This window comes from Micromonospora sp. NPDC007208, assembly GCF_042869175.1.
GTDB classification, from domain to species: Bacteria; Actinomycetota; Actinomycetes; order Mycobacteriales; family Micromonosporaceae; genus Micromonospora; species Micromonospora foliorum.
On sequence record NZ_JBIAFG010000006.1, the window covers coordinates 19,918 to 33,740 of the forward strand.

Sequence of the window (13,823 nt, forward strand, 5' to 3'; positions counted from 1 at the left end):
CTTGGCGCAGGGCGCAGGGCGCAGGGCGCGGGGCGCGGGGCGAGGGGCGAGGGGCGAGGGCGCGAGGGCGCGGGCGTGGGGGCGTGGGGAACGTGAGGTGCGGGGGTGCGGGGAGCGGGCGGGGCTACGGGGGGTTAGGGAGTCAGCAGGGTGTCGGCTGCCTTGGAGAGCAGGGCCCAGGCTTCGTCGATGTGCGCTTCGGTGGTCTGCGGTGAGCCGACCGCCAGCCGCAGCGTGTAGCGGCCGACGACGCGGGTGTGTGTCAGGTGCACGCGTCCGGTGGCGTTCGCCGAGGCCAGCAACGAGGCATTGGTGTCGTCGTCGGCGCGCAGTCGGAAGCACACCAGGGAGAACGGGTGCGCCGCGGCCACCTCGAACCGGTCGTCGGCGCGGACCCGTTCGGCGAACCGCTCGGCCAGCGCCACCCCGGAGCGGATGTGTGCCCGCAGCCCTTCGGCGCCGTACCAGCGCAGCACGAACCACAGCTTCAGGGACCGGAACCGCCGTCCGAGTGGCACCTGCCAGTCCCGGTAGTCGATCACCGCGCCGGACTCGGAGGCCGCGTTGCGGAGGAACTCCGGCAGGACGGTCAGCGCCTCGATCAGTTCGGCGCGGTCGGCCACCCAGAACGCGTCGCAGTCGAAGCCGGTGAGCAGCCACTTGTGCGGGTCGAAGCAGTACGAATCGGCGTACTCCAGGCCGGCGTGCGACCACCGCAGTTCGGGGCAGACGGCGGCGGCGCCCGCGTACGCGGCGTCCACGTGTAGCCAGATCCCGTACTCGGCGCAGATGGCACCGATCTCGGGCAGCGGGTCGACGGCGGTGGTGGAGGTGGTGCCGATGGTCGCCACCACGATGGCCGGTACGTCACCGGTGGCCAGGTCGGCTTCGATCGCGGCCCGCAGCGCGCCCGGCAGCATCGCCTGGGTGTCCGGGTCCACGTCGATCGACCGGACTCCGTCGCTGCCCAGCCCGGCGATCCGTACCGCCTTCTCGATGGACGAGTGCCCGTGGATGGAGGTGTAGGCGCGGTAGCGCCGGTCGATGCCGGTGTGGCGCCAGCGGCCGCCGCTGGCCCGGTGCAGGGCGGCCAGGGTGGCCACCAGCGTCGCCGAGGAGGCCGAGTCCTGGATGACCCCGCCGCCGGTGCCGGTCGAGCGGAACCGTGGTGGCAGGTCCAGCAGGTGGGCCAGCCAGTCCATCATCACCGTCTCCAGCTCGGTGCAGGCCGGGCTGGAGGCCCAGAGCATTCCCTGTACGCCGAGCCCGGAGCTGACCAGGTCGCCGAGCACGCTCGGGCCGGAGGTGTTGCCCGGGAAGTAGCCGAAAAAGCCCGGGTGCTGCCAGTGGGTCAGCCCCGGTACGACGATCGAGTCCAGGTCGGCGAGGATCGCCTCGACCGGTTCGCCGCCGGTGGTGGGCGGCTCATTGGGTAGGGCGGCGGCCACCGTGCCCGGGGGGTCGGCCGGGGCGACCGGTCGTTGCTCCACTGTCGCCCAGTAGTCGGCGATCCAGTCGACGACGGCGTGGCCGGCGCGACGGAATTCGGCGGGGTCCATGTGGTGAGCGCTCACCCGGACGAGTTGATCAGGCATCGATCGCGGGGGCAAGACCCCGATCCAGCGATTGTCGTCGATGTTGTGTGGCGGAAAGCGCTTGCCTTAGGATGCGCGTGAGTCGGATCCGTGAGTTCCAGGGCGTTTCACCCGATCAGATCGCCGTCCGCCGCCGTCGCGGCAGGGTCGGTCCACTGTGCTTCCCGGGCAGGGCTGGTGGGCCGCAGCGATCACCACCGGATCCCCGGAGGCAGTGCATGCACCCGTCCAGACATCGGCTGATCCTGCTCGCCGCCACGACGGCGGCCACCGTCGTGGCCGGCACCCTCGGCACGGTCGTCGCCTCGGCCGCCGCCGTCGGCTGCCGGGTCGACTATCAGATCACCAACCAGTGGCAGGGCGGCTTCGGCGCCAACGTCACCGTCACCAACCTCGGCGACCCGGTCAATGGGTGGACCCTCACCTGGTCGTACGCCGCGGGCCAACAGGTCACCCAGGCGTGGAACGCCACCGTCACCCAGTCCGGCGCCCAGATCACCGCGCGCAACGTCGACCACAACGTCGCCATCGTCACGAACGGCAGTGCCGCGTTCGGTTTCAACGGTTCGTGGACCGGCAGCAACCCGGTGCCGAGCAGCTTCGCGCTCAACGGCACCACCTGCACCGGCGCCCCACCCACCGACGAACCGACCACCCCGCCACCCACCACGCCACCCCCGACCACGCCTCCGCCCGCGGCCGGAGTGGTGCAGATGGAGGACCTGGACCGGGGGCTGGTCAGCGTCCGCTCCGGCAGCGGCAACCTGGTCTCCTGGCGGCTGCTCGGCACCGAGACCTCCGGGGTGGCGTTCAACCTCTACCGCGGATCCACCAGGGTCAACGCCAGCCCGATCACCGGCGCCACCAACTACCTCGACAGCGGCGCGGCGGCCGGCTCGGCGTACACCGTGCGGGCCGTGGTGGGCGGCGCCGAGCAGGCGGCGTCGGCGCCGGCGTTGCAGTTCGGCGCGGGCTACCTGGACGTGCCGTTGCAGGTGCCGGCCGGGGGCAGCACCCCGAGCGGCGAGAGCTACTCGTACAGCGCCAGCGACGCCTCCGTCGGTGATCTCAACGGTGACGGCAGCTACGAGATCGTGCTCAAGTGGGAACCGTCGAACGCCAAGGACAACTCCCAGTCCGGCTACACCGGCAACGTCTACGTCGACGCGTACACCCTCACCGGCACCCGGTTGTGGCGGATCGACCTGGGCCGCAACATCCGGGCCGGCGCCCACTACACCCAGTTCCAGGTGTACGACTACGACGGCGACGGCCGCGCCGAGGTGGCCATGAAGACCGCCGACGGCACCCGCTCCGGCACCGGTCAGCTCATCGGCTCGTCGTCGGCGGACTACCGCAACTCCAGCGGCTACGTGTTGTCCGGCCCGGAGTACCTGACCATGTTCAACGGTCAGACCGGCGCGGTCGCTTCCACAGTCACCTACGACCCGCCGCGCGGCACCGTGTCGTCCTGGGGTGACTCGTACGGCAACCGGGTGGACCGGTTCCTGGCCGGCACCGCGTACCTGGACGGGCAGCGCCCCTCGCTGATCATGGCCCGGGGTTACTACACCCGCGCGGTGATCGCGGCCTGGGACTTCCGCGACGGCACGCTGCGCAAGCGCTGGACGTTCGACTCGAACTCCTCCGGCAACGGCGCCGCCGCCGGTCAGGGCAACCACCAGCTCTCCGTGGCCGACGTCGACGCCGACGGTCGCCAGGAGATCGTGTACGGGGCCGCGACCATCGACGACAACGGCCGGCTGCTCCACTCGACGGGCAACGGCCATGGCGACGCCCTGCACGTCGGGGACCTGGACCCGGGCCGCGCCGGCCTGGAGGTGTTCAAGGTCGACGAGGACGGCAGCAAGCCCAGCTCCTACTTCGCCGACGCCCGTACCGGTCAGGTCCTCTGGTCCACGCCGGCGTCCGGCGACAACGGCCGGGGTGTCTCCGCGGACATCTGGGCGGGCAGCCCCGGCGCGGAGTCGTGGTCGTCAGCGGTCGCCGGACTGGCCAACACCAGGGGGCAGAACGTGGGCCGCAAGCCGTCCTCGGCCAACTTCCTCGCCTGGTGGGACGGCGACCCGGTGCGGGAACTGCTCGACGGCACGAAGATCGACAAGTACGGCACCGGCGGCGAGACCCGGCTGCTCGACGGCAGTGGGGTGGCGTCCAACAACGGCACCAAGTCCACGCCGGCGCTCTCCGGCGACATCCTGGGCGACTGGCGCGAGGAGGTGGTCTGGCGGACCACCGACAGCCGGGCGTTGCGCATCTACAGCACACCCACCCCGACCAGCACCCGGATCTACACCCTGATGCACGACCCGCAGTACCGGGTGGCCATCGCGTGGCAGAACACCGCCTACAACCAACCGCCGCACCCGGGGTTCTTCATCGGCAACGGAATGGGCACCCCACCAACGCCGGACATCCACCTACGTTGATGCAAACCCTGGCGATCCCGAGCGGGGTCGCCTAGGGTGGCAGGCACCGGGCCGCAGCCGCGGAATCCGCTCAGCTCCGGCCCGGTGCGCCACACCGCGGCATTCCCAACCCGTCCCGACCGGGAATGCCGTACCACCACCGGCACCAACATTAGGCACCGTCCGGGTCGGCAGGGTGACGCTGACGTGAAGATCGTGTTTCACGCGCTCCGACGCAGACCGCCCGCCACCTGCTCGGCGATCAACTCGTACGACCGCACCCGGTCCTGCACGTCGTACACCAGCGTGGTCAGCATCAGCTCGTCCGCGCCGGTGCGCTCCACCAGCTCGGTCAGCTGTCGACGCACCGTCTCCGGCGAGCCCAACGCCTGACCGTCACGGCGTTGCAGGACGAACTCCCGCTCAATCTCCGAGTACGGGTACGCCGCCGCCTCGTCGGGCGTCGACAGCGGCTCCGGCCGCCCGGAGCGCAACTTCAGGAACGACAGGGCGCTCGGCCCGGCCAACCATTCGGCCCGCTCGTCGGTCTCCGCGCACACCGCGTTGACCGCCACCATCGCGTACGGCTTGTCCAGCCACTGCGACGGCCGGAAGTTCTGCCGGTACAGGGCCAACGCCGGCAGGGTGTTCTGCGAGCTGAAGTGGTGCGCGAAGGAGAACGGCAGACCGAGCAGGCCGGCGAGCTGGGCGCTGAAACCGCTGGAGCCCAACAGCCACACGGCCGGCTGCTCACCGCGGCCCGGAGTGGCGATGATCTGCCCAGGCTTCTCCCCGCTGAAGTAGTTCATCAGGTCCGTCAGCTCGCGCGGGAAACCCTCCGCCGACAGGCCCTCCATGGTGCGCCGCAACGCCAGCGCGGTCACCTGGTCGGTGCCCGGCGCCCGTCCGATGCCCAGGTCGATCCGACCGGGGTGCAGCGCCTCCAGGGTGCCGAACTGCTCGGCCACCACCAGCGGCGCGTGGTTGGGCAGCATCACCCCGCCCGAGCCCAGCCGGATCGTCGAGGTGTTCGCCGCCAGGTGCGCCAGCAGCACCGCGGGGGCCGAGCTGGCGATCGCCGGCATGTTGTGGTGCTCGGCCACCCAGAACCGGTGGTAGCCCAACTCCTCGGTGCGGCGCGCCAACTCCGTGGTGGCCTGCAACGCCGCGCCAGCGGTGGTGCCCTTGGCGACCGGGGCAAGATCAAGAACAGACAACGGTACGGTGATCACACGGTCAGCCAACCCGTCGCCGGCCGGAATTGTTCCGGCATACGGGTTTTCGTCGGCCACCTCACCCGCCGCTCAACCCATCCCGCGCGCCTGCTCGAAGATCAGACTCGTCTGGGTGTGCTGCACCACCGGGTCGACCGCCAGGTGGTCCAGCACGAAGTCCCGTAACGCGTCGCCGGACGCCGCCCGCACATGCAACACATAGTCCTCCGCACCGGCCACGTGGAACACCGACACCACCCCCGGCAGCCGCACCGACCGGGCCCGGAACGCGTCCACCGCCGCCCGCTCGTGCGCGGTCAACCGCACCGACACCAACGCCTGCAACGGCAGACCGAGCGCCGCCGGATCCACCTCGGCGTGGAAACCACGGATCGCACCGCGCTCACGCAGCGCCCGCGTCCGCGTCAGGCACGTCGACGGCGCCACACCCACCCGTTCGGCGAGGGCGTTGTTCGGCAGCCGGCCATCCGCGGCCAACTCGGTCAGGATCGCGCGGTCCACCTCGTCCAGGGCCGGGTACGGCCGCACATCATTCGGCTCAGGGGGCATTCCGCCATCCTCACCCGAACCCGCCACCGAAACAAATGCTATTCGCAGAATGATCTGCCGAAGTATTGCCCGCTGACAGGCAGATGTTCGACGCTACCGCCATGACAACGATGGACACCCGGGCCGTGCACGCCGGCCGCGACGACCTGCGCACCCTCGGCGTGCACGTACCACCCATCGACCTGTCCACCACCAACCCGCTGCCGTCCGTCGACGACGGCGGCGCCGCGTACGAACGACTCGCCACCGGCGGCACCCTCCCCGCCGACGGCAGCGCCGTCTACCAACGGCTCTGGAACCCGACCGTCGCCCGCTTCGAAACAGCCCTCGCCGAACTGGAAGGCACCGCCCAGGCCGTCGCCTTCGCCAGCGGAATGGCCGCCCTCACCGCCACCCTGCTCGCCGCCACCCGCGACGACCACCGGCACGTCGTCGCCGTCCGACCCCTCTACGGCGGCACCGACCACGTCCTCGCCACCGGCCTGCTCGGCACCACCGTCACCTGGACGCGCCCCCACGAGGTCGCCGCCGCCATCCGCCCCGACACCGCACTGGTCATCGTCGAGACACCCGCCAACCCCACAGTCGACCTGGTCGACATCGCCGCCCTCGCCGCCGAGGCCGGCGACATCCCGCTGCTTGTCGACAACACCGTCGCCACCCCCGTCCTGCAACAACCCGCCCGGCACGGCGCCACCCTCGTCCTGCACAGCGCCACCAAGAGCATCGGCGGGCACGGCGACGTCCTCGCCGGCGTCGTCGCCTGCGACAACACCTGGGCCGCACGGCTACGCCAGGTCCGCGCGGTCACCGGCGCGATCCTGCACCCCCTCGGCGGCTACCTGCTGCACCGCGGCCTGCAAACCCTGCCGCTGCGGGTCCGCGCCCAACAGGCCACCGCCGAGAAACTCGCCGGTTGGCTGGCCAGCCACCCCGCCGTACACCGGGTGCACCACCCCTCGGTGCACGACCCGGCGGCGCTGGTCGGGCGTCAGATGGCCGGACCCGGCAGCCTGCTCGCCTTCGAGGTACGCGGCGGCGCGCCCGCCGCGGCCGCCGTCGCCGGCGCCTGCCGCCTCATCACCCACGCGGTGTCCCTCGGCGGGGTGGACACCCTCATCCAGCACCCCGCCTCCCTCACCCACCGACCGGTCGAGGGCGACGCCAAACCCGCCGCCGCCCTGCTGCGCCTCTCCGTCGGCCTCGAAGACCCCGAGGACCTGCGCACCGACCTCGCCCAGGCCCTCGACACGATCACCTGACCGGTCAGCGCAACTCGCGGTTGCCCAACACCCGCACGGGCGAACCCTGCCGAGCCACCCGCACCATCGCCCGACCGATCCCGTCGGTCGTGGTGACCTGGTTCGGCAGCAACCGACGCAGCACCGGGAAGAGCGGACGCGTGACCGCGTACGCGAACCGGTACCACCGCGTCCTCGACACCGCCCCGTACGTCGGCTGGATGAACCCCGGCCGAGCCGCGTAACCGTTGGGCAGCAGATCCATGATCGCGTTCTCGGCGCGACCCTTGACCCGCGCCCACATCACCCGACCCTGACCCGACGAATCGGTCCCCTGACCCGAGACGTAGACGAACGTGACCTGCGGGCTCACCTCAGCGAACAACCGCGCCGCCGCCAACGGGTAGTCGTAGCTGACCCGCGTGTACGCGGCCTCGTCCAGACCCAACGAGGACACCCCCAGGCAGTAGAAACACGCGTCGACACCTGTCAACTCCGCCCGCACCGCGTCCAACTCGCCCACGTCCGCGACGGTCAACTCCCGCAGCTTCGGATCCTGCCGACCGGTCGGCCGCCGACCGACCGTCAGCACCTCCCGCACGTCGTCGGCGAGCAGGCACTCGCGCAACACGCCCTGACCGACCATCCCGGTCGCACCGAAGACCACCACCCGCATCAGATCCCACCCCTGTCGTCGATCTCGCCATCCGGCCCTTCCGGACCGGGTCGGACCAGTCTCGCCACCGCGTCGATCACTGTTCGCCGACGGCTGGCCAGCGCTTCCGCGTCCGGTGCCGGCGCCAACTCGGCCGAGCCGAGCATCGACAGACCAACAACCAGCAATAGCAGCTCCTCGGCCGGGTACCGGTCGCTGACCCGGCCGGCGTGCTGGGCGGCGGCGATGGCGGCTGTCTTGTCCGCGTTCGACGCCACCACCGCCGGCGGGAGCGCCGCCATTCCACCGCGCTCCAGCGAGTGCCAGAGCAGCAGGCGCAGCGCCTGCGGCTGGGCGTGGTTGACGTCGAACAGGCGGCCCGCGTACCCGGGCAGGTCGTCCGCGTCGATCGGCACGTCCGCCGCCGTGCGGACCACCAGCGCGTCGAAGACCGCGTCGAAGAGCTGATCCTTGTTGCCGAAGTAGGTGTAGATCAATGCCTTGTTCGCGCTGGCCGCCGCCGCGATCCGGTCGACCCGGGCGCCGGCGATGCCGCGCGTCGCGAACTCGTCGGCAGCGGCGGCCAACAGCCGCCGACGGGTGTCTTCCGCGTCCCTTGCCATACCGGACAGGCTAGCTGACCAACTGGTTAGTTGCTAATTCCTCGAAAGCGTGCTTCGCTGGATCGAGTAACCAACTAGTCAGTTACTCGATCAGGGGGATTCACATGTCCGACTTCACCGTTCCCGACCAGACCGGCCGGCTCGCCGTCGTCACCGGCGCCAACAGCGGCATCGGGCTGGAGGCCGCCCGCCAACTCGCCGCCGCGGGCGCCGAGGTCGTCCTCGCCGTCCGCAGCACCGCCAAGGGCGAAACCGCCGCCGCCGACATCCGGACCACCGCACCCGACGCCCGGCTGCGCGTCGAGGCACTCGACCTGTCCCGCCTCTCCTCGGTAACCGCCTTCGCCCAACGGCTCACCGAGCGGGAACGACCGCTCGACCTGCTGATCAACAACGCCGGCGTGATGGCCGTCCCGACCCGACAGATCACCGCCGACGGCTTCGAACTTCAGTTCGGCACCAACCACCTGGGTCACTTCGCGCTCACCGGACGGCTGTTGCCCCTGCTCGCGGCCGCACCGGCCCCGCGCGTGGTCAGCCTCAGCAGCGGTACCCACTTCGTCGGCCGGATCGACCTCACCGACCTTCAGAGCGAGCGGCGCTACGGCCCGAGTCGCGCGTACGCCCAGTCCAAGCTCGCGACACTGCTGTTCGCCGGTGAACTCCAGCGCCGTAGCGATCAGCACGGCTGGGGGCTGCTCAGCGCTGCCGCCCACCCCGGTGCCGCCCACACCAACCTCCAGGCCGTCGGCCCCAGCCTCGGCCGGGCCACCACCCGCGTCCCGCTGGCAACCCGGCTGACCATGCTCATCCCCGGCTTCTGGCAGCAGGCCGACCAGGGCGCACTGCCCACCCTCTACGCAGCGACCAGCCCGGACGCCGTCGCCGGTCAGTACTACGGACCGGGCGGAAGGCTGGGCCTCACCGGCCAGCCGGCGGTCGCCCGGAAGTCCTCCCGGGCCGGCGACACCGAGGTCGCCGACCGGTTGTGGCGGGAGTCCGAGCGGCTCACCGGCGTCCGGTACCCGCAGACCCGGACGGCGGTGCGCTGAACCGTCGGGGCGGACCGGCCGCCGGCCGTCGCCCAGAACGTCGCGGCGGTCAGGACTTCGGGCCGACGTGCCGGTCCAGCGTGGCGACCGCCTGGCGCCGTGCCACCGACAGTGAGTTGCGGCGGTTCATCCGCCAGGCGACACCGAGCAGGTCGAGGCTCCACTGGCAGAGCCCCATGATGTCGGCCGACTCGTTGACGAACATGTAGCGCGGGTAGACGTACGCCCTGCCGCGCACGGTCACCCGGTTGGCGAAGCGACAGCCGTCGGAGTGGAACAGTCCGCGCAGGAAGTCGCCCGGTTGTGCCGTCACGAGATCGCGCTGCCAGTCGGCCAAGATGATTGGGCGTTCGTGTTTCTTGCCAGGGCCATGCTGGGGGAGCAGGCACGGCCAGTGCTTGCCGGAACTTTGCACGCTGACGCAGCCAACCTGCTGGACGCGCTGCACCCTCGCGGCGAGCACCGCTCGCATAGCGGCGTCACAGGCCTCGATCAGGCCTGGCCAGCTGTCGCTGCAGGCGATGCGAAGCACCGGGACCCGGGCGGACGTGGCGAGATGACCGTCGCCCAGGTAGAGGCCGAGCAGGTAGAGGTATGAAGACGGATCTGTCTGAATGTTGACGTTGGGCCGGCAGCGGAAACAACGGGACTCGGTGCCCTGCTGTTGTGGCTCAGCCTGCCCCCTGCACCAGCCGCGGACGGTCGGATAGGGAAGTCTCAGTCGTCGGGCGACCTCAGCGACCGTGCTGCCGGCGAGGTGCTGCTGCCGTGCTCGTAGGCGCAGTTCAGGTGGGTGCACAGCACGATTTTGGAACAGCCGTACGACACTTTTGGTGCCCCCGGTGGGATTCGAACCCACACTGTCGGAGGTTTGAGCTCCGCTTCTCTGCCGGTTGGAATACGGGGACGCTTGGCCGAATGCTCTGGTGGCCTCTCATAGGTTACCTACTACGCTGAGGGCGGCGACACCCGGTCGGGTTGGTGTCGGCTTATGACTGGTGGGGGTAGGGCTGGTGGCTGAGATGCCGACGGATGCCGAGCGCAGGCGCGTACTGATCGCCGAGGACGAGGCGCTGATCCGGCTGGACCTCGCCGAGATGCTTGTCGAAGAGGGTTACGAGGTGGTGGGGGAGGCCGGTGACGGCGAGACAGCCGTGCGCCTCGCCGAGGAGTTGAAGCCCGATCTCGTCATCCTCGACATCAAGATGCCGATCATGGACGGGCTGGCCGCGGCCGAGCGCATCGCCGGCGCCCGGATCGCCCCGGTGATCATTCTGACCGCGTTCAGCCAGCGTGACCTTGTGGAGCGGGCCCGCGCGGCGGGCGCGATGGCGTACCTCGTGAAGCCTTTCCAGAAGAGCGACCTGGTCCCGGCGGTGGAGATCGCGCTGTCGCGTTACTCGGAGGTCGCGGCCCTGGAGGCGGAGGTCGCCAGCCTGACCGACCGCCTGGAGATCCGTAAGTCGGTGGAGCGCGCCAAGGGCGCGCTGATGACCACGTACGGGATGACCGAGCCGCAGGCGTTCAAGTGGATCCAGCGCACGGCGATGGACCACCGGATGACCATGAAAGAGGTCGCCGAGCGGATCCTCGCGGAGACCGCCGGTGGCGAGGTGTCGCAGCAGCCGACCGTCTGAGCACTCCGTGTGAGAACGGGCTGCGCAGGGCCACCGTGCGCGGGGTCTGGTGGTTAGCATCGACGGGTGTCCGTCCGACGGGTGATCGCGGTGTTCGGCCTCTTCGTGCTGCTGCTCGCCGGGTGCGACGGGCCGGCCGCGCCGAGCGGCGGGGGGTCGACGACGGCCGCCGCGCCGGTGCTGCGGCCGGGTTGGCAGCCGCTGACGCTGCCGGCTCCGCCGGGTGGCTCGGGCCGTCCGCTGGTGCGGGACGCGGCGTCGTGCGCGGGTCGGTGGTTCGTGGTCGGTGGCGTCGTGGACGCCGCCGGTGGCACGCGCCCGGCGGCCTGGACCAGCGTGGACGGTACGACGTGGACGGTGCTGACGGTGCGTCCGGATTCCTTCTACGGGCGGCAGAACGTGTTCCTGTCGGCGGCCTGCCGGGACGGGCAGGTGGCGTTGATCGGCGCGAAGGTCGGTGGTGCGCACGGCTATCCGCGGGTGAGTACGTGGCGGCAGGTGGCCGACGGGGCGTTGGTCGAGGTGCAGGCGTCGTTCGAGACGTACGGCGGGCCGACGGCGGTGAACGTTTCCCGGTTGGCGGCCGGTCCGCGGGGTTGGTTGATCGTCGGTAACCGGTCGGCGGGTGCCGCGTCCTGGGTGGGGTCGCCGGACGCGGCGGAGTTCGCACTGGTCGAGGGTGCACCGGAGCTGGCCAGTGACGCGGTGGGGGTGACCTGGGCGTTCGACGCGGTGGCGACGTCGTCGGGGTGGTTGGCGGTGGGTGGTTTGTTGCCGGCTGGCCGGATCGACCGTGACCCGGCGGTGTGGTCGTCGCCGGACGGGCGGTCGTGGCGGCGCACGGTGTTGCCGGGTGGGTCGGAGTACGAGGAGATGCAGCGGGTGGTGCTGGCCGACGGCGTGCCGGTGGCGGTCGGGCTGCGTGGGGGGACGTTCGGCGCGTGGCGGCAGGAGGCTGCGGGTTGGGTGGCCGCCGGGACGTTCGGGCGGCGGGCTGGGGCCGGGGTGCTGGGGGTGGGGTCGCTGGTGTCGTCCGGGGGCAGCCTGTTCGCCGCGGTGACGGATGGGGCGCGGCATTCGGTCTGGGTGTCGACCGATCGGGGTGGGTCGTGGCGGGAGGCGGCGACGCCACTCGATGTGCCGGCGGGCGTTGATCGGGACGTGACGCTGGTGGCGGTGGGTGACCGGTGGTGGTTGGCGGCGGACGACGGCACCCGCGCCGGGTTGTGGTGGGCGGCCGGCCCGGGCGCCTGAACGGCGACGGTGCGGTGACGCTTCACCCCGGTGCGCGACGCGCGCGGACGTTTCCGCAGGTCAGTCGGCTTATTGTCAGGTGCGAGCGGTCCGGGTTGGTGCGGGTGGACTTCGACCGCGCGTGGATTTAAGGACCGTCTGGCGGATTCACCTGTTACGGACATCGACATGATTGCCCACGTCTTCGTAACGGTTTCGCAGACCCAGCCTTCAGGCCTTCCGGGACGGTATGTCGTGTCGGTACGCTCCGCCATCACGAGCCGTAACGCAGGGGGAGTCCCTGCGGGGTGGGTGGAATTGCGGGTCAGCTGCTGTCGCCGTCGCTTCGGGTCAGCCGCGTCCGCATCTCGAGGAGGTCAGGAAGCCGTGAGGCGAAGCTATGTACGGGCGCTGGGCACCGTGGCGCTCGCCGCGACCCTGGTGGTTGCGGCTGGTTGCCAGGATTCCGGTGGCGGCGAAGGTGGGACCGCGTCGGGTGACTGCGGTGGCAAGATTGCGATCTTCGGTGCGTTCACGGGTGACAACGCGGGTCTGGTGATCCCGTCGCTGAACGGCGCGAAGCTGGCCGTGAAGCAGTTCAACGCGGCGAACCCGGACTGCAAGGTCACGATGCAGGAGTTCGACACCCAGGGTGACCCCGCGGTGGCGACCCCGTTCGCGAACCAGATCGCGGGGGACAACTCGTTCCTCGGTGTCATCGGTGGTCACTTCTCCGGTGAGTCGGACGCGACGATGCCGATCTACCAGGCTGCTGGCCTGGCGATGGTCAGCCCGTCGGCGACCCGCACGGACCTGACCCAGAAGGGCAACACGTCCTTCTACCGGGTTGTCGGTCACGACGGCACGCAGGCCGGTGCCGTGGCCAGCTACATGAAGACCCAGAACGCGAAGAAGGTCTTCATGATCGATGACGCCAGCGCCTACGGCGCGGGCATCACCGAGGAGCTGGGCAAGCAGCTCGGCCCGCTGGTGGTGAACAAGGACAAGATCCAGGAGCGGCAGGCGCAGTTCGACGCCACCATCTCCAAGATCAAGGCCGCGCAGGCCGACTTCGTCTTCTACGGCGGTTACACCCGTGAGGCCGCTCCGCTGGTGAAGCAGATGCGTGCCGCTGGTGTCCAGGCCAAGTTCGTCGGCCCGGACGGTCTCTACGACACCGCGTTCCCGAAGGGTGCCTCCGGCGGCGCCGAGGGCGCCATCATCACCTGCCCGTGCCTCCCGGCCGACAAGGCCGGCGGCACCTTCGCCGCCGACTTCCAGAAGGAGTACGGCATCCCGCCGGGCTCCTACGGCGCTGAGGGCTTCGACGGCGCGACGATCTACCTGGACGCCTTCAAGGCTGGCAAGAAGAGCCGGGCGGACATCCTGGCGTTCGTGAAGTCGTACGACAAGCAGGGTGTGTCGAAGTACATCAAGTTCGACTCCAAGGGCGACGTCGACCCGTCGAAGGTCGTCATCTGGGCCTACCAGATCAAGGGCGAGGCTATCGAGGCGCTGCAGGAGCTCAAGCTCAGCTGACGCCCACGAAATGGAGTGCGGCCGGGGTGTTTCAC

At 70.5% G+C, this 13,823-nt stretch carries 12 protein-coding genes and 1 tRNA gene; 6 read left to right on the forward strand and 7 right to left on the reverse strand.

Going from position 1 to position 13,823, the window contains the following annotated elements; translation table 11 throughout:
* Positions 1–134 precede the first annotated feature (134 nt).
* Complete coding sequence (locus ACFYL6_RS14310) at positions 135–1,574, reverse strand: pyridoxal-dependent decarboxylase (RefSeq protein WP_387171230.1); 1,440 nt, start codon at positions 1,572–1,574, stop codon at positions 135–137.
* Between the two features lie 239 nt (positions 1,575–1,813).
* On the opposite strand from ACFYL6_RS14310, the gene ACFYL6_RS14315 reads away from it, so the two are divergent.
* On the forward strand, positions 1,814–4,045 hold the full coding sequence (locus tag ACFYL6_RS14315) for a cellulose binding domain-containing protein (RefSeq protein WP_387171232.1): 2,232 nt from the start codon (positions 1,814–1,816) through the stop codon (positions 4,043–4,045).
* Between the two features lie 200 nt (positions 4,046–4,245).
* On the opposite strand, the gene ACFYL6_RS14320 is transcribed toward ACFYL6_RS14315, so the two are convergent.
* Together ACFYL6_RS14320 and ACFYL6_RS14325 are read right to left on the reverse strand one after the other, a co-directional pair.
* On the reverse strand, positions 4,246–5,256 hold the full coding sequence (locus tag ACFYL6_RS14320) for an LLM class flavin-dependent oxidoreductase (protein WP_387171234.1): 1,011 nt from the start codon (positions 5,254–5,256) through the stop codon (positions 4,246–4,248).
* Positions 5,257–5,328: 72 nt separating this feature from the next.
* On the reverse strand, positions 5,329–5,808 hold the full coding sequence (locus ACFYL6_RS14325) for an Lrp/AsnC family transcriptional regulator (protein WP_030334356.1): 480 nt from the start codon (positions 5,806–5,808) through the stop codon (positions 5,329–5,331).
* Between the two features lie 83 nt (positions 5,809–5,891).
* On the opposite strand from ACFYL6_RS14325, the gene ACFYL6_RS14330 reads away from it, so the two are divergent.
* The gene (locus ACFYL6_RS14330; protein WP_387171236.1) at positions 5,892–7,070 is read left to right on the forward strand and encodes a trans-sulfuration enzyme family protein; all 1,179 of its coding nucleotides are present in this window, start codon (positions 5,892–5,894) and stop codon (positions 7,068–7,070) included.
* Positions 7,071–7,074: 4 nt separating this feature from the next.
* Here the strand turns inward: ACFYL6_RS14330 and ACFYL6_RS14335 are convergent, their stop codons facing one another.
* Both ACFYL6_RS14335 and ACFYL6_RS14340 read right to left on the reverse strand, forming a co-directional pair.
* On the reverse strand, positions 7,075–7,725 hold the full coding sequence (locus ACFYL6_RS14335; RefSeq protein ID WP_387171238.1) for an NAD-dependent epimerase/dehydratase family protein: 651 nt from the start codon (positions 7,723–7,725) through the stop codon (positions 7,075–7,077).
* Positions 7,725–8,327 carry a TetR family transcriptional regulator gene (locus ACFYL6_RS14340; protein ID WP_387171240.1) on the reverse strand — a complete coding sequence of 201 codons (603 nt, stop codon included), beginning with the start codon at positions 8,325–8,327 and terminating at the stop codon, positions 7,725–7,727. The genes ACFYL6_RS14335 and ACFYL6_RS14340 overlap by 1 nt, the downstream gene beginning before the upstream one ends.
* A 104-nt stretch (positions 8,328–8,431) precedes the next feature.
* Here ACFYL6_RS14340 and ACFYL6_RS14345 point away from each other — a divergent pair, with 104 nt between their 5' ends.
* Positions 8,432–9,379 carry an SDR family oxidoreductase gene (locus tag ACFYL6_RS14345; protein ID WP_387171242.1) on the forward strand — a complete coding sequence of 316 codons (948 nt, stop codon included), beginning with the start codon at positions 8,432–8,434 and terminating at the stop codon, positions 9,377–9,379.
* Positions 9,380–9,428: 49 nt separating this feature from the next.
* On the opposite strand, the gene ACFYL6_RS14350 is transcribed toward ACFYL6_RS14345, so the two are convergent.
* Positions 9,429–9,692 (reverse strand): hypothetical protein, encoded by a 264-nt coding sequence (locus tag ACFYL6_RS14350; RefSeq protein WP_387171244.1) that lies wholly within the window; start codon positions 9,690–9,692, stop codon positions 9,429–9,431.
* 518 nt (positions 9,693–10,210) lie between these two features.
* Positions 10,211–10,287: transfer RNA gene (locus ACFYL6_RS14355), tRNA-Leu, on the reverse strand.
* Positions 10,288–10,392: 105 nt separating this feature from the next.
* On the opposite strand from ACFYL6_RS14355, the gene ACFYL6_RS14360 reads away from it, so the two are divergent.
* The 3 genes from ACFYL6_RS14360 (at position 10,393) to ACFYL6_RS14370 (ending at position 13,788) form a co-directional block, all read left to right on the forward strand.
* Entirely contained in the window at positions 10,393–11,016 is a 624-nt protein-coding gene (locus ACFYL6_RS14360) for an ANTAR domain-containing response regulator (protein WP_130402813.1), read from the forward strand.
* A 66-nt stretch (positions 11,017–11,082) separates the two neighbouring features.
* Positions 11,083–12,270, forward strand: coding sequence for a hypothetical protein (locus tag ACFYL6_RS14365; RefSeq protein ID WP_387171246.1), 1,188 nt, complete (start codon positions 11,083–11,085; stop codon positions 12,268–12,270).
* Between the two features lie 366 nt (positions 12,271–12,636).
* The gene (locus ACFYL6_RS14370) at positions 12,637–13,788 is read left to right on the forward strand and encodes a branched-chain amino acid ABC transporter substrate-binding protein (protein WP_387171247.1); all 1,152 of its coding nucleotides are present in this window, start codon (positions 12,637–12,639) and stop codon (positions 13,786–13,788) included.
* Positions 13,789–13,823: the final 35 nt, after the last annotated feature.